The sequence below is a fragment of the Lysinibacillus sphaericus genome (assembly GCF_015844675.1).
GTDB lineage: Bacteria > Bacillota > Bacilli > Bacillales_A > Planococcaceae > Lysinibacillus > Lysinibacillus sphaericus_E.
This window is the reverse complement of record NZ_LDGC01000062.1, coordinates 52724-72968: the sequence shown is the minus strand read 5'-3', so window position 1 is coordinate 72968 and position 20245 is coordinate 52724. Positions and strand designations below refer to the sequence as shown.

18 protein-coding genes are annotated in these 20245 nt (G+C 37.0%); 8 read left to right on the top strand and 10 right to left on the bottom strand.

Annotated elements, in window-relative coordinates; all coding sequences use genetic code 11:
- The first annotated feature begins 14 nt into the window (after window positions 1-14).
- The 3 genes from ABE34_RS15470 to ABE34_RS15460 all read left to right on the top strand — a co-directional run bounded on the left by ABE34_RS15470 (window position 15) and on the right by ABE34_RS15460 (window position 3071).
- Window positions 15-1358, top strand: a complete 1344-nt coding sequence (locus ABE34_RS15470) for a purine-cytosine permease family protein (RefSeq protein ID WP_197143400.1) — start codon at window positions 15-17, stop codon at window positions 1356-1358.
- A gap of 200 nt (window positions 1359-1558) precedes the next feature.
- Window positions 1559-2125 (top strand): signal peptidase I, encoded by a 567-nt coding sequence (gene lepB, locus ABE34_RS15465; RefSeq protein ID WP_197143399.1) that lies wholly within the window; start codon window positions 1559-1561, stop codon window positions 2123-2125.
- A 52-nt stretch (window positions 2126-2177) separates the two neighbouring features.
- Window positions 2178-3071, top strand: a complete 894-nt coding sequence (locus ABE34_RS15460; RefSeq protein WP_197143398.1) for a PhzF family phenazine biosynthesis isomerase — start codon at window positions 2178-2180, stop codon at window positions 3069-3071.
- Between the two features lie 50 nt (window positions 3072-3121).
- Here the strand turns inward: ABE34_RS15460 and ABE34_RS15455 are convergent, their stop codons facing one another.
- The 4 genes from ABE34_RS15455 to ABE34_RS15440 all read right to left on the bottom strand — a co-directional run bounded on the left by ABE34_RS15455 (window position 3122) and on the right by ABE34_RS15440 (window position 7078).
- Window positions 3122-3301 carry a hypothetical protein gene (locus tag ABE34_RS15455; protein ID WP_197143397.1) on the bottom strand — a complete coding sequence of 60 codons (180 nt, stop codon included), beginning with the start codon at window positions 3299-3301 and terminating at the stop codon, window positions 3122-3124.
- Between the two features lie 426 nt (window positions 3302-3727).
- The gene (locus ABE34_RS15450; protein ID WP_197143396.1) at window positions 3728-4267 is read right to left on the bottom strand and encodes a tubby C-terminal domain-like protein; all 540 of its coding nucleotides are present in this window, start codon (window positions 4265-4267) and stop codon (window positions 3728-3730) included.
- Between the two features lie 200 nt (window positions 4268-4467).
- Complete coding sequence (locus ABE34_RS15445; RefSeq protein ID WP_197143395.1) at window positions 4468-5730, bottom strand: dicarboxylate/amino acid:cation symporter; 1263 nt, start codon at window positions 5728-5730, stop codon at window positions 4468-4470.
- A 298-nt stretch (window positions 5731-6028) separates the two neighbouring features.
- Window positions 6029-7078 carry a TRAP transporter substrate-binding protein gene (locus ABE34_RS15440; protein WP_197143394.1) on the bottom strand — a complete coding sequence of 350 codons (1050 nt, stop codon included), beginning with the start codon at window positions 7076-7078 and terminating at the stop codon, window positions 6029-6031.
- A 112-nt stretch (window positions 7079-7190) separates the two neighbouring features.
- Between ABE34_RS15440 and ABE34_RS15435 the strand changes: the two genes are divergently transcribed.
- Both ABE34_RS15435 and ABE34_RS15430 read left to right on the top strand, forming a co-directional pair.
- Entirely contained in the window at window positions 7191-8771 is a 1581-nt protein-coding gene (locus ABE34_RS15435) for an ATP-binding protein (RefSeq protein ID WP_430982169.1), read from the top strand.
- A gap of 190 nt (window positions 8772-8961) precedes the next feature.
- On the top strand, window positions 8962-9663 hold the full coding sequence (locus tag ABE34_RS15430) for a response regulator (protein ID WP_197143393.1): 702 nt from the start codon (window positions 8962-8964) through the stop codon (window positions 9661-9663).
- A 43-nt stretch (window positions 9664-9706) separates the two neighbouring features.
- Here the strand turns inward: ABE34_RS15430 and ABE34_RS15425 are convergent, their stop codons facing one another.
- Window positions 9707-10675, bottom strand: coding sequence for a 4-hydroxy-3-methylbut-2-enyl diphosphate reductase (locus tag ABE34_RS15425; protein ID WP_197143392.1), 969 nt, complete (start codon window positions 10673-10675; stop codon window positions 9707-9709).
- 73 nt (window positions 10676-10748) lie between these two features.
- On the bottom strand, window positions 10749-11291 hold the full coding sequence (gene vrrA / locus ABE34_RS15420; protein WP_197143391.1) for a VrrA/YqfQ family protein: 543 nt from the start codon (window positions 11289-11291) through the stop codon (window positions 10749-10751).
- 307 nt (window positions 11292-11598) lie between these two features.
- Here vrrA and ABE34_RS15415 point away from each other — a divergent pair, with 307 nt between their 5' ends.
- A complete protein-coding gene (locus ABE34_RS15415) occupies window positions 11599-13287 on the top strand; it encodes a methyl-accepting chemotaxis protein (protein WP_197143390.1) in 1689 nt (562 codons plus the stop codon).
- Window positions 13288-13474: 187 nt separating this feature from the next.
- Here the strand turns inward: ABE34_RS15415 and ABE34_RS15410 are convergent, their stop codons facing one another.
- The 4 genes from ABE34_RS15410 to ABE34_RS15395 all read right to left on the bottom strand — a co-directional run bounded on the left by ABE34_RS15410 (window position 13475) and on the right by ABE34_RS15395 (window position 17253).
- Entirely contained in the window at window positions 13475-13654 is a 180-nt protein-coding gene (locus ABE34_RS15410; protein ID WP_197143389.1) for a FeoB-associated Cys-rich membrane protein, read from the bottom strand.
- A gap of 10 nt (window positions 13655-13664) precedes the next feature.
- Complete coding sequence (gene feoB, locus ABE34_RS15405; RefSeq protein ID WP_197143388.1) at window positions 13665-15644, bottom strand: ferrous iron transport protein B; 1980 nt, start codon at window positions 15642-15644, stop codon at window positions 13665-13667.
- A complete protein-coding gene (locus tag ABE34_RS15400; RefSeq protein WP_079563825.1) occupies window positions 15641-15868 on the bottom strand; it encodes a FeoA family protein in 228 nt (75 codons plus the stop codon). Before ABE34_RS15400 ends, feoB begins: the two co-directional genes overlap by 4 nt.
- A gap of 329 nt (window positions 15869-16197) precedes the next feature.
- Complete coding sequence (locus ABE34_RS15395; protein ID WP_197143387.1) at window positions 16198-17253, bottom strand: 2,3-butanediol dehydrogenase; 1056 nt, start codon at window positions 17251-17253, stop codon at window positions 16198-16200.
- 487 nt (window positions 17254-17740) lie between these two features.
- Here ABE34_RS15395 and ABE34_RS15390 point away from each other — a divergent pair, with 487 nt between their 5' ends.
- Both ABE34_RS15390 and ABE34_RS15385 read left to right on the top strand, forming a co-directional pair.
- Window positions 17741-19042, top strand: a complete 1302-nt coding sequence (locus ABE34_RS15390; protein WP_197143386.1) for a DEAD/DEAH box helicase — start codon at window positions 17741-17743, stop codon at window positions 19040-19042.
- A gap of 12 nt (window positions 19043-19054) precedes the next feature.
- Complete coding sequence (locus ABE34_RS15385) at window positions 19055-19948, top strand: deoxyribonuclease IV (protein ID WP_197143385.1); 894 nt, start codon at window positions 19055-19057, stop codon at window positions 19946-19948.
- Window positions 19949-20245: the final 297 nt, after the last annotated feature.

The following is a 20245-nucleotide window of genomic DNA, read 5'->3' as shown; positions in this document are numbered from 1 at the left end:
GGGGTTAAGTAGAAATGGAAAATGAAGTGAATGCAGAAAAAACTTCAATGCTCGGTAAAGACCCAGCATTAACTGCAATACCAGAAACGGATCGACAGCATTGGATCACACCAACCATGATTTTTGGTGGCCTTGAGTTTACAATACCAGTTTTAATGGTAGGAGCTAGTTTAACAGCAAGTTTTGGGTTAGGTAAAATCCTGCTAATCTTGATTATCTCATTATTTGGTTTTCAATGGCTAGGTAATACATTACAAGGCTATATCGGGGCTAAAACCGGTCTTCCATCTTCCGTAATAGCAAAAACAAGCTTTGGTACTATTCAAGCTAAATTAATCGTTGGCTTAACGATATTTGTTGTTTCTCTTGGATGGTGGGCTTTACAAACGGCTGTTGCTGGTAATGCAATGGCTGCCATGTTTGGAATCGACTATAAGCATAATTGGTTTGCTTGGGCAGTGATAACAATAATAGCGGGTCTACTTTTTGCAGCACCTTCAATTATCGGTTACGGTTCTATGAAATGGACAGATTATTTAGCTGTTCCGTCAGGATTATTACTAATTGTTGGTGGTATTTACTTAGCTTTAAAAAATACAGGATGGGAAACAATTTCATCTTGGAATCCAGAGCAGTCGATGACTATTGCAGCAGCAATTAGTCTTGTAATTGGCGTAAATGTCTCGCAATGGGTAATTGCGTCCGATTATACACGCTACGCAAAGCCGTTATGGAAAGATAATATATTAATTCCAAGCGGTATCGTTTTAATCGGGTTCCCGTTATTTATCGTAGGTGCAATCATGTCTGTTGGAGTGGGCGATGCTGATATCGTTAATGTCATGATGAATCTAGGTTTCCCAGTTTGGGGGTTCCTTATTTTATGGTTAGCTACTTGGACATCACAGCTTGTCAATAATTATAGTATGGGTTTAGCATTAGCAAACGTTTTAAATGTTACTTCCGGAAAAGGACGAGCTTTACTCACATTTGTGGGTACAATTATTGCGATTATTATCGCACTGATGGGGATTCTAGATTACTTCACAGATTTCCTATACTTAACTGCATTACTTTATCCAGCAATTGCGGGTGTAATGTTTGCTGATTTTTTCTTTATTCGCAAAAAGCAATGGAAAGAAATTAAGGGCTGGAACTGGATGGCTACGATTGCTGTAGTTGCAGCAGTGGCAGTAGGCTACTACTCCCAATATATTAACCCAATGGGCTTACCTGCAGTTCAATCTTTAATTGTGTCAATGATTGTCTATTTAATAGCTATGAGATTGAAAAAGCAAGTAGCGCCAGATGAATTTACAGGTTTCATGGTTGAACAAGAAGTAAGGAAAACTGAGTAGAAAATTAAATATCACCCTTCAATATCTTGTTCTAAAAACTAAGAATTAGTGCTAAGGCAAAAAGTCTCTGCACTAATTCTTTTTTATAGGAGATATTTTAGAATTATTTATAATAAATAATGGAACTTTTTTAACAGGAAATTCGTATCCATTAATGTAAGTAAATTGGAAACTAAATAAAAGGGATCGGAGTGTAAAGTGTGACACAAAAACAAACTAAGAATGAATTTTGGGCATGGTTTAAAGTGATTGGACTGGCAATTGTTTTTACAATGGGTGTACGTTATTTTATTCTATCTCCTGTAGTTGTAGAAGGTGCTTCAATGGAGCCGACTTTTGAAAATGGAGATAAAGTTATTGTTAATAAAGTAGGACCCCGAATTTCTAATTATGACCGCTTCGATGTTATTGTCTTTGAAACAAAAGAAGATAAGCATTATATTAAAAGAATCATCGGTTTACCAGGCGATCAAATAGCCTATAAAGATGATGTTTTATATATAAACGGAAAGGCTTTTGATGAGCCCTATTTAACTGAATATAAAAAAGCCCTACTTGATAAAGGTGATTTTACATATGATTTCACCTTAGAGGAACAATTGGGAAAAAAGACTGTACCAGAGGGCTATTTTTTCGTTCTGGGGGATAACCGCCGAGGAAGCATAGATAGTCGGAGTTCGGAAGTTGGATTTGTTTCGCAGAATACAATTTTAGGAACAACGGACTTTATATTGTGGCCGTTTGAAAGGCTTGGTAGTACACGTTAGTTAGAGCGTAGACAAGCTTTGCTGTAAAACCTAAAGAAAGGAAGGAAAGTATATGAAAAAGGTTACCGTCCACCATTATGATGCGTTTAGCACGATCCCTAATATGGGAAATCCAGCAGGTGTCGTCGTTGAGGGAGATCAGTATAGTGAAATAGAAATGCAGGCAATTGCTAAGCAAGTAGGCTTTAACGAAACAGCCTTTGCACTTAAATCGGATAAAGCAGATATACGTATACGTTATTTCACACCAGGTCATGAGATGAATTTATGTGGGCATGCAACGATGGCTACGATACATGCATTAAAAACACAAGGTTTACTAGAAGATAAATCAAAACTAACTATCGAGACGAGGGCAGGAATTCTTGCAATTGAGATTAAAGAACAAAAAGCAGGGGGAATTTACATCACCATGCAGCATGCAGCACCCCAATTTGAAGCCTTTAATGGTTCAAAAACTAAGCTTGCTCAATCCATTGGACTAACAGAGGAAGCGATACATCCTAATTTGCCGATAGTCTATGGAAGTACAGGAATTTGGACATTGCTAATACCTATTAAAAATTTAACCTACTTTGAAAAAATGACTCCGCAAACGGCAGACTTTCCAGACATTCTTGAAGAAATGCCAAAAGCATCCGTGCATCCTTTTTGCTTAGAGGCATTTGATAAAAATGCAGATATGCACGCAAGACACTTTTCATCACCTTATTCTGGAACAATTGAAGATATAACTACAGGCACTGCCTCTGGTGTAATGGGAGCATATTTTGCAAATTATATCGATCGGGAAGCTCAATTGCCAAAAACACTTACTATAGAACAGGGTCAGGAACTTGGGAAGGATGGTCGTGTGCATGTACATGTAAAAAAATATGAGGAGAAACTGGATATTTCGATAACAGGAACTGCTGTACATGTAAAGGAACTAAAAGTGCATATTTAAAAAGGGGCCGCTTACAGGAAGCGGCCCTTTTTGATATGCCATCCATTCCATTAATGTTTTATTTCTTCAATAACTTTTTCTTTCAAATCTGTATCCATAGAGGAAAGTTTAACGTTATTAGTGAGACGTTCTTTTAATTCCCTATCTGTCATAATACCGCGTTCTTCTAGGATTTGTACAAGTAGATTTAATGTCATTAAATTTTTAATTTCCGCTGCTTTTGTATCCATTTTAAATGCCCCCAAAGTATAGTATTTCTACCTCTTTAGTGTACTCCTTTTTTAGAAGGGAGGCATAAAATGGTCAAAACAAAGCGAATTTATTTCGTGTCCCGGAATATATTGAATGATTCTAGCAGTATAGGAAAACATATAAACCCTAGCTTTTATGTAAAGTTAGCGACAAGCAGTAGTAAATGCAATAAAGCTACTTATATAATTTCTACCATCAAAAAAACCCCTAGCAATGAACTGTACCTCCAATTGTTAGATGTGTCTAACAATCGGGGCGCAGTTCAGCAATAGGAGTTTAAGCGTTCATATCTTTTTAAAACCGAATTTTTATGTATATATTGAGACGAGGCCGGTCGATTCCTAGGAATTTGCGACTGAAACCCATAGGAAAGTGTCCAATTGGAATGGAAAAGAAGCATCGTTCTACTTATTACTCATTGAGAATAAAGCCTGATACAGAGTCGCTAGCAAAGCAACAAAGAGCGTATCGTCAGAGTTAAAAAGTTTAAAAGATATCCCAATATGCACAAGTTCAGTTTCTATAGTACTAGCACTTGCAATTTTTTCATCATTACAATATAAATAGGCGGTTGAAGTAAAATCCTTTTCAAAGCGAAAAGCGAGTCCATCCATTGTAAAAGAGTAGGAGGATTCAAGTAATTGAACCGTCTTCCGTTGTATCGGTAAAATGGATCCATCTGGCATAATAAGCTGATGGCTAACGCCTTTTGTTAATAGTGTAGATTGAACTTGAAAAAGTGGTGCACCTAAAGTAGTGCGGGTTTCATACCGATGTGGTAATGTCTGTTGTGCAGCAACGAGCATGACAGCATTGATTACTTTTCCAACAGATGAACGTTCAATCTTTTGAAGCACACAAACTGTCTCATTTTGTTCATTCACAATAGGGATATTTGCAAAGCTTTCGAAAGCTTTTGGGTAGGTAAGGGTAAATGTAGTCATAAAAAAGCCTCCAATCTACTTACTATACGGGGAAGCTTAACTCCAGGTTTCACCTTTAACAAAATTTTGATAGATAGTTAAAGAGAGGAATCACAAATGAATGATAAAATGTGTAAGTTTTTTAGATAAATAAAGTTTAACAATGAAAAAGGCTGACCGATAATGTGAAATTTTTCACGTTCGGACAGCCTTCGTTTTTATTATTGAGGTGTGACTTCTCCTGCGAGAGCACGTTTTTCCTGCTCTGGATCGAATTCTTTTTCCATTTTTGAAACGACAACAGTTGCTACACCGTTACCAATTAAGTTTGTCACGGCGCGAGCCTCTGACATAAAGCGGTCGACCCCAATTAAAAGTGCAATCCCTTCCACTGGAATCATAGGGAATGCTGCTAATGTTGCTGCGAGCGTAATAAAGCCTGAGCCTGTTACACCAGCTGCACCTTTAGATGTTAGCATTAAAATGGCAAGCAATGTAATTTGATGCCAAACATCTAAATCAACTCCATAAGCTTGTGCGATAAAAATAGCCGCCATGGATAAGTAAATGGACGTGCCATCAAGGTTAAAGGAGTACCCTGTTGGAATGACAAGACCAACGACCTGTTTTGAGCAACCATAGTTTTCTAATTTTCGCATCATCGAAGGCAGTGCAGATTCTGATGATGATGTCCCAATAACGATAAAAATTTCATCTTTAATATATTTAATAAACTTAAAAATACTAAACCCGAAGTAACGTGTAATAAGACCAATGATGAATACGATAAAAATAAACATTGTAATATAAACGGAAAGCATTAAAAATCCTAAGTTTCCAAGTGATTTAAGGCCGAAATTTCCGATTGTGTAGCTCATTGCACCAAATGCACCAATCGGGGAAACCTTCATGACCATATTAACAATTTTAAAGAATATATCTGCTACTCGTTCGAAAAATGTAATAACTGGTTTAGCTGGTTCACCAATAGCAGCAGCAGCTACGCCAAATAAAACAGCTGAGAATAAAACAGGTAATAACTCTCCATTTGCAAGTGCACCTACAACATTATCAGGTATAATTTGCATAATGAATGCACCAACACCATGTTCTGTAGCGGCTGCCGCCTCTGTATATTGAGAAACATCTGCACCGTTGGCAGCTGCTGTATTAAAACCTTTACCAGGTTGTACAATATTGACAACGATTAAGCCGATTGCAAGTGCGAAAGTAGAGACAATTTCAAAATAAATTAATGCCTTCCCGCCAATTTTACCAACTTTTTTTACATCGCCCATACTACCAATTCCAATAACAACTGTTAAGAAAATGATAGGAGCTATTAACATCTTAATCAATTTAATAAAAATATCTGCTAATATTTTTAACTGCGCTCCGAACTCTGGAAACGTAGCACCTACAATAATGCCTAGCACGATGGCAATCAGTACTTGTACAGTTAAGTTTTTAAAATTTATACGCATAAAGTTCTCCCCTTACACTACTTATGAATATTATGTGAACGCTTTCATGTGGTTATCATAGCTGAAATTTTCCGACAATAGTTTTTATGACCGTAATGTTTCTATTGTTCATTTTGTTCATTTTTAGTAGAAGGGTGAATAAATCTAGTAATAGCAAGGGTTTGAAGCTGTTTTATAGTAGTTTTATAATTTTAGAATCTATTATAATACAACAGAAAAAACTCCCCACGCTAGTGAGGAGTTTATCATTAATGAACAAAAGTATTGATCCTGCATTTCAATGATTAAAGTTTTCACTTTAAGGTGAAACAATTTTTTCAATTTCCGATAAAACATCGTTATTTTGTACATGATTTCTATAAAAATCATAGGCAGGTTCTAGCTGTTCTTTAAAGCGTTGGCGTTCTTTATTACTCATCGTATAAATCTCAAAGTTCTCTTGCTGCTCAAGTTTTTGCAGATCGTCTTCGTTCATTTCTACAGCTTGTTCAAATTGCCAGTCTGTTGTTTCTTTCATAGCCTCCATAATCTGTTTTTGAATTTTCGCAGGTAGAGATTCCCAAAACTTATCATTAATTAAAACGGCGTATCCTAAAATGCCATGCTTAGTTAAGGTCATATGCTTCTGCACTTTATAGAAGCCTTTAGAATAAATATTGGACGCTGTGTTTTCCTGAGCATCTATGGTATTTGATTCTAAATCATTAAAAACTTCGCTAAAGGAAATAGGAGTTGGTGTAGCCCCAACAGCCTCGAATTGCTTTTCAAGTGTTTTACTTGGCATTGTACGGACTCGTAGCCCTTTTAAGTCTTCAAATGTATGAATAGGATGATTGACAGTAGTTAAATGTTTAAAGCCATTATGCCAAAAACCTAGTCCTTTTATATGAAAAGGTTCAAGCTCATTTAACAATTCTTCACCAATCGAACCTGTAAGAACTTCGTGGACCTCATCATCTGTATTAAAAAGGTAAGGTAAATCAAGAACCTGCCAATTTGGTATATAGGATGTCATCTTTGAAAAAGTAGGGATAATCATTTCTACTTCTCCATTTTCTAAAGCCTGAAACTCATTTTCATCATTAAACAAAGAAGAGTTTGGGTAGACGTGTACCTTCACCTCACCATTTGTTTTTTCCTGAACAAGCTCGGCGAATTTACTTGCCGCCTGTCCTTTTGGTGTATTCTCAGCCACCACATGACTTAAATGAATCGTTATTTGTGTATCCAAGCCTTTTTGCTCATCGTCATAGGGAAGAGGCTTGGCAAATAGTAAGCCTTGTTGAACACCAATCGCTATCGTTAATAGTAAAACGGTTACTATTGTTCCAATAATAAATTTTTTCATCTATTACACCCAATTTATTCGTATTTTCTGATGTTTTTGTTATTCTAACATATGGAGTAAGCTAAAATATAGTAGGAGGGAGGCGTACATCTTGAAATTTCAAAAATTATCGATGAAGAGAAAAATTATGTCTCTGACTTTTTTTATTCTCATGCTCTCCTTTAGTATAGGTGGTACATTTTTGCTAGGGTATGTCATGAATGAACAAAAGGACAAGCTTGGAAATCAGGCTCTGCTTGTCGCAAAAACAGTATCACAGCTTCCTGAGCTAAAAACGTACATTGCAAATAATAATTTTAACGAGGCTACGGAACACATTAATCCTGTAGTGGAAGAAATACGTGATATAAATGGAGCGCAGTATATTGTTGTCCTTGATATGCAAAGGCGCAAGTATTCACATCCAAAAACAGAAGAGATCGGTCGAGTTTCGCAATCAGGTGATCTAAATGCAGCGTTTTCTGAGCATTATTATACATCTATTGCACATGGTGAACATGGAGATATGGTACGAGCATTCGTTCCGATAATGAGTAAAGAAGGAAGACAAATTGGTGTAGTAGTAGTAGGCTATAGTGTTTTAACTATTGCGGAGTTACTACAATCGATTCAAACAGAATTAATCATTACAATCACATTGTCTCTTTTCTTTAGTGCATGGGGGGCTCATACGTTAGGCCTTCATATGAAAAAGCAAATGTTTGGGTTAGAGCCTCATGAAATTGCTAAAATGTATGTAGAACGAACAGAAACCTTTAACGCAATGCATGAAGGAATTATTGCTATAGATAATGAATTGACAATCACAATATTTAATGAAAAAGCATGTGAAATATTAGGTGTACATAAACAACCACCAACATTAATAGGGAAGAAAATTTTTGATATATTACCGGATACACGACTACCGGAAATTTTGGAGCTAGATCAACCGATTTTCAATCGTGAACTCTATATTAATGATCACAGTATTATGAGTAATCGTATTCCTATACAAGTTAATGGAAAAACGGTTGGCGCTGTGGCCATGTTTAAGGATCGTACAGAAGTGAAAATGCTTGCAGAGGAATTAACGGGTGTTAAGGCATTCGTACAAGCATTACGCGTACAAACACATGAGCATAAAAATAAATTGCACACAATTGCTGGTCTTTTGCAGCTTGGACATCATGAACAAGCACTTACTTACTTAACGCAAGTAAAAGAAGAACACGATGAAATTACAAATTTTTTAAATGAACGGATTAAAAATGAAAATATTTCAGGGCTTCTCCTTAGTAAAATTTCCTATGCGAAAGAGCAAGGAATTCTACTGGAGATTGACAGAGAAAGCCGTTTGACAACATTTCCTAACAATTTAGACCATCATGATTTCGTTATTTTATTTGGTAACTTAATTGAAAATGCTTTTGATGCATTAAAGGATGTACAAATTGAAGAAAAAATGATCCATGTTTCTGTTGATGAGGATGAGGATGTGCTTGCAATCCTAGTAACAGATAATGGTACAGGCATGACAAATGAAGTAAAATCACATATTTTTGATAACGGTTATTCAACAAAAGAGAAAAAAGGTCGAGGTATTGGACTTTATTTAATAAATGAAATTGTACAAAAAGGAAAGGGAGAAATAGAAGTCATAAGTGAGCCGAATAAGGGAACAAGCTTTTTAATAACTTTTTACCATACTTAATAGGCGTATTACCAAAGGCTGAGCAACTACTTATGGGTCATTCTAGGAAGTTGAAAGTTAAGGGATGTAAGTATTTATAATTGAAGAGGAAGCGAAAAATTCTATGGGAACAGTGTGACTCTCTTTAGAAGCATACTTTAGTGAAAATTTACACATATAGAGATAGAACAGAGTGTATGGAGGGCTAACAGTGACACAAACAAAGGTTTTATTAATAGAGGACGATCCAATGGTGCGAGAAGTTAATCGCCAATTTATTGAAAAGATAGCTGGTTTTGAAGTAATTGGACAAGCTTCAAATGGAGTAGAGGGGATTGCTCAAATTCGAAAACTTAAACCAGAATTAGTATTTATGGATATTTTCATGCCAGAGCAGGATGGAGTGACAAGCTTACGAAAAATTCGTGAACTTGAATTACCAGTAGATGTAATTACGGTAACCGCTGCTAATGATATGGAAACGGTCAAACAGGTCCTGCATCTTGGTGTCTTTGATTATATTATGAAACCTTTTTCATTTGAACGAGTGCAAGGTACGCTTGAAAATTATTTGCGCTTCAAAAAGCAAATACAAACAGAGCGCGAGTTAACACAGGGGGAGCTCGATCAATTATTCCATTATCATGATGGGCATAATGAGGTGCAGCATACAAATGTCGTACGCCCGGAAAAAAGTTTACCTAAAGGTTTTAATCGTGCAACACTAGAGAAAGTTGTGCACTATTTGCAATCTGTAGAAGGAGCATCGGCCGAAGAAGTTGCTAGTGGTGTAGGTATTGCACGCGTAACAGCAAGACGATACTTAGATTATTTAGAAAAACAAAAGGAAATTACGATGGATGTACATTATGGTGGCATTGGTCGACCGGTCAACTATTATTTTAGTAAATAATGCAAAATCCTGATTGTCGAAACAGACAATCAGGATTTTGCAGTTAGTTCGGCATAATTTTATCAACAGGCTTTGGCGTTTTAATTTTAGGTAAAATTTTATCTATTGTAACTGTACGCTTAATGTTATGTGTTGATTCATCATTTTCATCGAATTGCTCAAGGAATGAAATAACCTCTTTTACAATTGGTGTTGGCGTTGACGCCCCTGCAGTGACAGCGACGGACTTAATGCCTTTTAACCATTCAATTTTTAGCTCAGAAACGTCTGCAATTCGATAAGAGGGCGTACCTGCTATTTCAACAGATACTTGTGTTAAACGATTTGAGTTATTGGATTTTGGGTCACCAACAACAATAAGTAATTCTGCTTCCCCGGCTTGCTGAGCAACTGCCTCTTGACGTACCTGGGTTGCCAAACAAATCTCCTTATGAACTTCAATATGTGGGAATTTCTCTTTTAAACTATCCATTAAATGAGCGACATCCCATTGACTCATCGTCGTTTGATTCGTTACTAGTAATTTATCATTCGTTAAATTTAATGCATCAATATCGGTGGATGATTGCACTAAATGCACGTGATCTGGTGCAACGCCAATTGCTCCTTCTGGCTCAGGATGGCCTTTTTTACCGATATAAATAATATCATAGCCATTTGATGATTTTTCACGAATTAAATCGTGTGTAACTGTTACGTCAGGACATGTAGCATCAATGGATACTAAGCCTTTTCGCTTCGCAATTTCACGAATTTCAGGTGAAACACCGTGCGCTGTGAAAATAACAGTGCCAGTTTCAACTTGTTCAATAATTTCTAAACGATTCTCGCCATCTAATGTGATGATGCCATCTTCTTCAAATGCATCCGTGACATGTTTATTATGCACAATCATACCTAAAATGTAGATAGGTCTTGGTAATGTTTTATCTAATGCGGCGTTTCGAGCGATGACCATCGCATCAACAACACCGTAGCAATAGCCACGTGGATTAATTTTTAATACTTGCATGGTTGTGACTCCTTTCAAGCTTACCTATCTACATTATAACGGACAAGAACGGCGAATACAAAGAAACCTTCATCTACATAGGTGGCTGGAAAATACGAGGTTTAGACGGGAGTGGATTAGCTGGCGTATATGATGTATTTTCTCGAGACGCTTTTCGACTTTTGCTAGAACCTCCTCCTCCGCTAGCTGCTGCTTCAGCTGCCACTGCTCCAGCCCCTGCGGCAGCTCCTGCAGAAGGAAGCCCTTGAAATCCTTTATACAACTTTAAAAGTGACGGAATATTTTTCACCATTGGCATTGCTTGCTGAATGTAAGGCGTATATGTTTTCGCTGAGTTAAATAAGCTATTCGCCTGTTGTAGAAATGAACCAATTTTTGACGGTTCCTGCATAGATGGCATTGGCATTTGTCCTCCAAATGATCCTATTCCACTAGACATTGGAAAGCCACCCGGCATTCGTGCTTGATTTGGGAAGCCTCCGGGCGGGAAAAAGGACTGTGGTGACATCTGTGGAGGCATTTGCATTGGCATTTGCATCGGCATTTGCATGGGCATTCTTGGCATCCCCATGCCACCAGAATACATTGGGAACTGATAAGGTGGTCTAAATACCATAACGATCTCCTTTCAATAGTGATTTATCATTGATGACATACCTGATTATAAATATGATATGCAGAAGGGTAAGTTAGCGTTCGACACACAAAAAAATAACAAGGGCGATTGTAAATGTACCTCGCTATATTCTGTCAGGTTTACTTATTTCATAGGTAGTTAGTAAGTGGTGGAAAATTCTTAAAAACTTCACATTTTTTCACTCTTTCGGTCGATGAGAAAGGTATAATGTATCATTAAGTTTACAAAAAGATGATTTTGAAGTTACTAGACTAAAATAGCAGAGGGTAAAAATAGGAGGTATACTGTGTCAATTAAACTGAGAAGTATAGTGTCGTTTGGTCTTATCGTCGTATTAGTTTTACTGTTGGGGATTTTTCAGCAACAAAATGCCAAATCCCAACTAGAGCAAGTTGGTTTGATAAAAGAAAAAACACTTGAAACGACGTTATTAGCAGATGAAATGAAGCTAGCAGTCGTACAGGTTCAGCAGTATCTGACGGATATCAGTGCCACAAGAGCACTCAATAATTTAGATGATGGATTTGAGCAAGCAGATAAGTATAGCAAAATTTTCTATGAAGATTTGGAACAAGTGAAAAAAATGCATCCGGAAGAGCAGGAACAATTAGATGCGATTAAAATAGCGTTTGATGAATATTATAGTTCCGGTCAGAAAATGGCTCATAATTATATTCAAGGAGGGCCTGAGCTAGGAAATAAAATAATGCTAAAATTTGATACTACATCAATTGAAATTAATGACAAAGTAGATTTGTTTCAACAAGAAAACATTACAGACATGCAAAATTCTTTAGCACATGTTGAGAACCTTATTAATGATAATAAGCAGTGGTTCTTATGGATGTTCTGTATTATTGTAATGATTTGTATAGTTGTTGGGTTACTATTTGTACGTTCTATAGTTGTTCCTGTTAATAAGCTAACTTCTGCAGCAAAGGTAATTGCTAAAGGGGACTTATGCCAAAAGGATATCGAAGTTAGAACGAAGGATGAAATTAAAGATTTGGCAGATTCTTTTAATTTGATGAAGTCTAATTTACATTCATTAATACATAGCATGACTGCAAATGTAGAGCATACAACATCAGCAGCTGAAGAGTTAGCAGCAAGTACAGATGAAATTTCAAATTCCGCTCATGATATTGCAAATCTTGTGGAGAAAATGGTAATTAGTGATAGCCGAGCAGCTATTACTAGTCGTGAAAGTTCGATCGCAATGGATGAAACTGCCCAGGGTGTTCAACGTATTGCAGAGTCTACTCAAATGCTTCATTCTAAAGCAGTCGACACACAATCTATTGCAAATAATGGTGAAAAAACGTTGCAAGTCGCAGAAGAGCAAATGTCGATTATCCAACAATCTTCTAATACAACAAATGAGCGTATTAAGAAGTTAAGCACACAATCATCTGAAATCGTTAATATTACGAATGTAATTACTGAGATTACAGAGCAAACAAATCTTTTAGCACTAAATGCTGCGATTGAGGCGGCACGTGCAGGAGAGCAAGGTAAAGGCTTCGCGGTAGTAGCAGATGAAGTACGCAAATTAGCAGAGGAATCCAAAGCATCTGCCAATCAAATAGTAGATGTAATATCGCTTATTCAGCAAGAAACGCAGGAAGTACAAAAGGCTGTAAGTGTAACTGTATTGAATGTGGATGAGGGTGTCACATTTATTCAGAATGCCCAAAATGCTTTTGAAGGAATTTTAAAATCGATTAGTGATATGACATCTCAGATTGAGGATGTGTCTGCTTCTACACAACAAATTTCTGCAAGTGTTGAAGAAATAGCAGCATCGGTCAATGAAATGTCCACTACTTCCAGTAATACTGCACTACAATCTGAAACAATAGCATCGACAATAGAAGAGCAGGCTGCGACTATTCTAGAAATTAACGCTGTTGCAAAGGCATTAAGTGCAGAAGCGGTGTCCGTGAAGGAAGAAATCAATAAATTTAAAATTTAAGATGCTCATCACCATAAAGAGGGGTTACGTCCAATGAGTCGCCCAGCCTTAACACCAATCAACTTATTCACATGGTATGAATTTTAGAAAAATGTCCTTTCAAAATTCCTACCCTTCATGTCTAAAAGGTCACAAAAAAGCGAGGTAATCTCCAACGAAATAACAGTTTGGAAATACCTCGCTCTATTTATTTAGTAGTAGAATCTTTCAGTTTTGAAGGAGGAACACAAACGTTAGAGGAGCAACTTTTCTGTATGGAGCAAGCTGCGCATTTGCCCTTCTTCTGCTTCTTAATGCTCTTATATAAGGTAATACCAGCATAGCCAAATATAATGCTACCGATTAATATATTAATCAATAAAGACATTCTATACACCTCACATCAATAAATTCCCAATACCATAAATCATAAGTGCAATTAAATAGGCAACAACAAATGGATAGATAGTTGCGAATAATGTCCATTTCACAGATTGTGTTTCTCTTTTTATTGCACCTACAGTGGCTAAACAAGGCATGTACAGTAAAACAAAGGCCAAGAATGTATAAGCACTTAAAGCTGAAAAATGAGTTGTCATTGTAGACGATAAAACACCTTCACTTACGCCATAAATAATCGCCATTGTCGAAACAATCACTTCTTTTGCCAGGAATCCGGCAATAAGGGATGCACCGGCTTGCCATGTTCCGAAGCCAAGTGGGATAAACAACACACCGAAAGCGCCTCCAATAATTGCTAAAAAGCTATCATCCATATTGACATTAGCGCCATGTGGTCCTAAATAAGAAAGAAGCCAAATAATCACGGAGCCCGCAAAGATTATAGTACCAGCTTTGCGGAAAAATCCTTTCCCTTTTTCCCAAGTGGAACGCCAAAGTGTTTTTAGCTGTGGTACATGATAGGCTGGTAATTCAACAATAAAAACTGAAGTTTCATTTTTTAAGATCGTCATCGATAATAATTTTGTTACAATAAGCGCTACCACTATACCCATTACATATAGGGAGAATACGACTAAAGATTGATGTGCAGTAAAAAATGCTGCACCGAACAAAGCATATACAGGTAACCTTGCTGAACAGCTCATAAACGGAGCTACAAGAATAGTTAATAGTCGTTCTCTTGGCTGTTCAATTGTTCTCGCAGCCATTACACCTGGAACATTACATCCAAAGCTTACAATCATCGGTATAAAGGCCTTGCCGTTTAAGCCGAAAAATTCCATAAGACGATCCATAACAACAGCAATTCTCGCCATATACCCCGAATCTTCTAATAGTGAAATAAAGAAAAATAGTACAAAGATTTGTGGAATGAAAACTAAGACGCCACCAACCCCTGCAATGATCCCATCACATATTAAATTAATAATAAAAGGGGCTGCACCAATAGCTTCTAAGCCTTGAGTAACAGTATCTGTAAGAGGCCCGCCTACAATCCCATCCAAGTAATCCGATAGAGGAGTACCAATCCATGCAAATGTTGCTTGAAACATTAAAAACATAAGTGCTAAGAAAATCGGAATACCTAAAATCGGATGTGTTAGAATGTTATCAACTTTCTCTGTCCATTGTGTTTCACTTTTCTCTTGTATGATTACTTCGTTGTAGATGTTAGCAATATATAAATCACGTTTTTTAGCAATAGTTTTATTTAATGGTTCACCAATTTGCTTCTCTAAAGCATCACGTACTGCAGCTAGCTGTTCAAAGTATTCCTTATCTTTCAAATAAGCATCAACAGCTTCATTCCCTATTAAAAATTGAATAGTACACCATCTTTTTTGTTCCTCAGGTATATGCTGAAATATTGCTTCAATTTTTGCGATACCTTCTTCAATTAGGTCATCATAGGTTAATGTAAAATGTTTTTGGGTACGATCTGAGTCTTGAATCGCGGCATAAATACCTTCAACACCTTTCCCAGTACGAGCACTTATTGGAATAACAGGTACTCCCAAAGAACGCTGTAATTTCTCGACATCAATTGAAATGCCTTTCTTTTTTGCAACGTCTATCATATTTAAACAAACGAAAACAAGTTTTCTAAGTTCAAGTATATCTACAGTTAATTGCATATTTCGTTCGAAATTAGAGGCATCAATAATATTTAAAATTCCATCTACCTGATCTTCAAGTAAAAATGAAGTCACAACACTTTCATCTCTTGAAATCGGGTTAAGAGTATATACACCAGGTAAATCAATAATTTCCTTTTGTATTTTTTTTACTTGTCCTACTTTTTTTTCAACGGTTACACCGCTCCAATTGCCAACGTATTCATATGAATTTGTTAACGTATTGAACAAGGATGTTTTACCGATATTGGGGTTTCCTATTAAAGCTAATCTACTCATAATTGTTCGACCTTTATATCCATTAAATCTTTTTTTCTAAGCCCGATTTTCTGTCCTTGACATTCTAAAATACAAGCGCCAGAAAACCACCCTTTTTGGACCATACAAACTTGACAGCCTTCCTTTATACCGAATGCATTTAATCGTTTACATAAAAGAGTGTCAATTTGCTGAAGATCTTTCACTTTAACTTTTTCACCCAATTGAACCGCATGAAGGTTCATGAGATCTACCTACTTTCTTGTAGTGATAATCATTATCGGAAAAATCTTATCACTTTTTGGCGAGTCTATCAATAATAAGTTTGCTATATAAAATAATACTATTTAGCAAAGTTAAAGACTTTTATTCTTCATGACACAATACGCTTTCACGCAAATAACATCTGTTGCCCCAAGCTGCTTATCGGACGCCCCCAGGAAGCTTTGCTCTGTGCGCCCAGTCGGAACGGAAATCAACCCTACGTTATGAGAATGAGCAATATAGGGGAAATAGTTTTAACAAATCAAAACAGGTAGAGAAACTATTTTCTCTACCTGTCTCTATATATATATTATGCTTGTGAATTTACAAGGATTTTAATATGATTTCGCTCTTTCATTAGTGCTTCAAATCCTTCTGATACGACTTCCTCAAGAGCAATTCGTTTTGTCACAAGTTTTTCAGCAGGGAAGTAGCCTTGTTTCATTAATTCCATAACTGCTGGGAAAATATCGCGATAAGCAATAATACCCTTAACAGAACGCTCTGTCAGTACGATATTGTTAGGAAGAATAGAAGCTTCTGTTTCCCAAATAGAAACGATAATTGTTTCACCTTCAAATGTTGTTGAATCAATAGCTTGCTGCAATACGACAGGAACACCTGTTACTTCAAATGCAACATCTACCCCACCATTTGTTAATTCATGTAGACGAGCTACTGCATCCTCATCTTTAGGGTTAATAACTGCTGTAGCGCCAAGCTCTAATGCTTTAGCAGCACGCTCTGCTGAAAGTTCTACCGCATAAATTTCTGCTGCTCCAGCTGCTCGCAATGCCTCGATAACAAGAAGACCGATTGGCCCAGTACCAAAGACAGCTGCTGTATCGCCAGCTTTTAGTTTACTTTGACGAACTGCATGTAATGCTACTGCCGCAGGTTCAACAAGTGCACCTTGTTCATAGGAAAGACCCTCAGGCATTTTGTGTACCATTTTTTCATCTACCATTGTATATTCAGAGAAACCTCCGCCACCGCCAGAAAGACCGTGGAATCCTAAATGCTTACAAATATTATATTTTCCTTTATTACAGGCGGCACATTCGCCACACGCAAGAATAGGCTCTACAACGACAGGATCTCCAACTTGTACCTTTGTAACACCTTCGCCAATTTCTACTACTTCACCAGAAAACTCATGGCCCATAACAATTGGCGCAATATCTTTACTTACATAGTGAGGTTGTTCCACTGGAATGAATATTGGGCCAGCTGCGTATTCATGTAAATCACTACCACAAATCCCTGTCCAATGTACTTTGATTTTTACTTTTCCAGGTGCGATTACTGGTTCTTCAATGTTTTCTACACGGATGTCTTTTGCTTTATACCATCTTGCTGCTTTCATAATAAGTCAACCTCCTCTATTATCTTACATTTTTATCGTAACATATGGTAATTCTTCAAGGCATTAGTTAACAATGAATTGACATAAAAAATACTTATTCATAGCTTCTTCCAACAGCAAGATAGTGTTCTCAGGTTATCCATGAAGAATGAATATAAAATTAAGTGTATTAATATACAGATTTGAGATCCTAATAAAATCAAGAATAAATAATGGAGGAAAACGAAACAGTATCGACTCACTAAATGGGAATGTCGAGGTCTTAATATGAAATTACCTAAAAGCTTATGCAATCAGGAGTAGCGTTTATCTACGTCTAAGGCTTTTTTTTATTGCATATTCACAGTATTTCGAGTAACTTTGATAAGGGCTTTGCTACAGCCATGATAAAAATATAAAATTATGTTCATGCTTGAGATAAAAGGACGTTAATATACCTGGAGTTCGAATCATGATACAATGTGAAAGATGTTAGGAGGAACGAATTATGTCAAAATACACTGATTATAATTTTCAGCCATTTTTGCAGGACGCAATTGCAAAACTTGGCTTTACAGAACCAACGCCGATTCAAAAGGAAATCATTCCGCTATTATTAAAAGGAAAAAGTGCAATCGGACAAGCGCATACAGGAACAGGAAAAACACATAGTTTTTTAATTCCAATAGTGCAACGAATTAATGCTGATAAGCAGGAAGTACAAGCTGTTATTACGTCACCTACACGAGAGCTTGCACAACAAATTTTTGATGCGTTAAATCAATTAATAGAAGGAACAAATATTCAAGCGAAATTATTTATTGGAGGTACGGACAAACAACGCTCCATTGATAAATTAAAAACGCAACCACAAATTGTTGTCGGAACGCCAGGACGTATTCGTGATCTCGTTTCAGCGCAAGCGTTATTTGTGCATACGGCGCCAATTTTAGTTGTCGATGAGGCAGATTTAGCCTTCGATATGGGCTTTATAGAGGAAATCGATGGTTTTGCTTCACAAATGCCAGAAAACCTTGAAATGTTTGTATTCTCAGCAACAATTCCAGAAAAGCTTCAGCCTTTCTTAAAAAAATATATGGAAGCACCTGTTCATATCCATATGAACGATAAACGCCCGGTCGCAGAAGGAATTGACTTTGTACTTGTACCAGTGCGTTCTAAATCACGTAACAAACGTTTGTTGGAAGTTATTGAAGGAATCAATCCATTTTTAGCTGTCATTTTCACTAACACACGTAAAACTGCAGAGCATGTTGCAGGCTACTTAAATGAAAACGGGATTCGCTGTGGTCAAATACATGGTGATTTAAGTCCGCGTGATCGTAAGAAGATGATGAAGCAAATTCGAGATTTGGATTATCAATATATCGTTGCAACAGATCTTGCAGCGCGTGGTATCGATATTCAAGGAATTTCACATGTCATTAACTACGAAATTCCAGAGGACTTAGAATTCTTTATTCATCGTGTGGGACGTACAGCCCGTGCAGGTAATAAAGGAACTGCTATCACATTGTTTGAGCCATCAGATGAGGATGCAGTAGTACGTGTTGAGAAAATGGGAATTCCATTTGTTCAAAAAGACGTGAAAAATGGCGAATGGTCTGAATTAAAAGAGCGTCATGCACGTAAAAATCGTGTGAAGCATGAAAATGAAATCGATGCAAAAGCTAAATCATTAGTACGTAAGCCGAAAAAAGTAAAACCAGGCTACAAACGTAATATGAAATGGGAAATGGACAAAATTAAAAAGCGTGAACGTCGCTTAAAAGCTCGCGGTAAAAAATAAGGAGGCTTTCAAATGCTACTTGGATCACATGTTTCAATGAGTGGAAAAGAAATGCTGCTCGGGTCAAGTAAAGAGGCTCTTTCGTATGGGGCAAATACCTTTATGATTTATACAGGAGCACCTCAAAACACTCGTCGTAAGCCAATTGCTGATCTTAATATTATGAATGGTTTACTACACATGAAAGAGCATGGCATGACAAATATTGTTGTTCATGCTCCATACATCATTAATATTGCGAACACAGAAAAACCTGAAACTTTCCGTCTAGGTGTAGATTTTTTACAAACTGAAATCGAACGAACAGCGGCGTTGGAAGCAACACAAATTGTGTTGCATCCGGGTGCCCATGTTGGCGCGGGAGCAGACGCGGGGATTGTTAAGATTATTGAAGGTTTGAATGAAGTACTGTCACAGGATTACCCAGTACAAATCGCATTAGAGACAATGGCAGGAAAAGGAACTGAATGTGGTCGTTCATTTGAAGAACTTGCAAAAATTATAGATGGTGTAACACATAATGAACGTCTTTCAGTATGCTTTGATACGTGCCATACGCATGACGCTGGTTATAATATTATAGAAGATTTTGATGGTGTCTTAAATGAGTTTGATAAATTAATAGGTGTTGACCGTATCAAAGTCCTGCATATCAACGATTCTAAAAATGTTCGCGGTGCGGGAAAAGACCGTCACGAAAATATTGGCTTCGGTCATATTGGCTTTGATGCATTAAAGTATATTGTCCATCATCCGCAATTAATGGAGATTCCTAAAATCCTAGAAACACCATTTGTCGCATTAAATAGTGATGCCAAATCAAAATCGGCTCCTTATAAACATGAAATTGAAATGCTTCGCAATGGGGAGTTTAAACCAGAGTTAATCGACGCTCTAAGAGGATAAAATAAATAAGCCCGAAATCAGCTGCAAAAGTACTGATTTCGGGCTCTTTTTATCTTCATTCAGCAGGTTTTCTGTGCGAGCGAAGCGACAGCAACAAACGATAGCTATAATTACGCCAAGGCGAAATGGATTGTTTCGGGTTCATTATCAAAATTTATGGATGACTTTTGTTAAAACGTATATTTTGCAAATAGTTGATTGTAGTGGAGACTGGGCGACTCCTTGGGGATCAGCGTTTCAGATGAGACCCTGCAGCGAAGCGAAGCGGCTCAACGAACGCCCCCAGGAAAGCGCCCA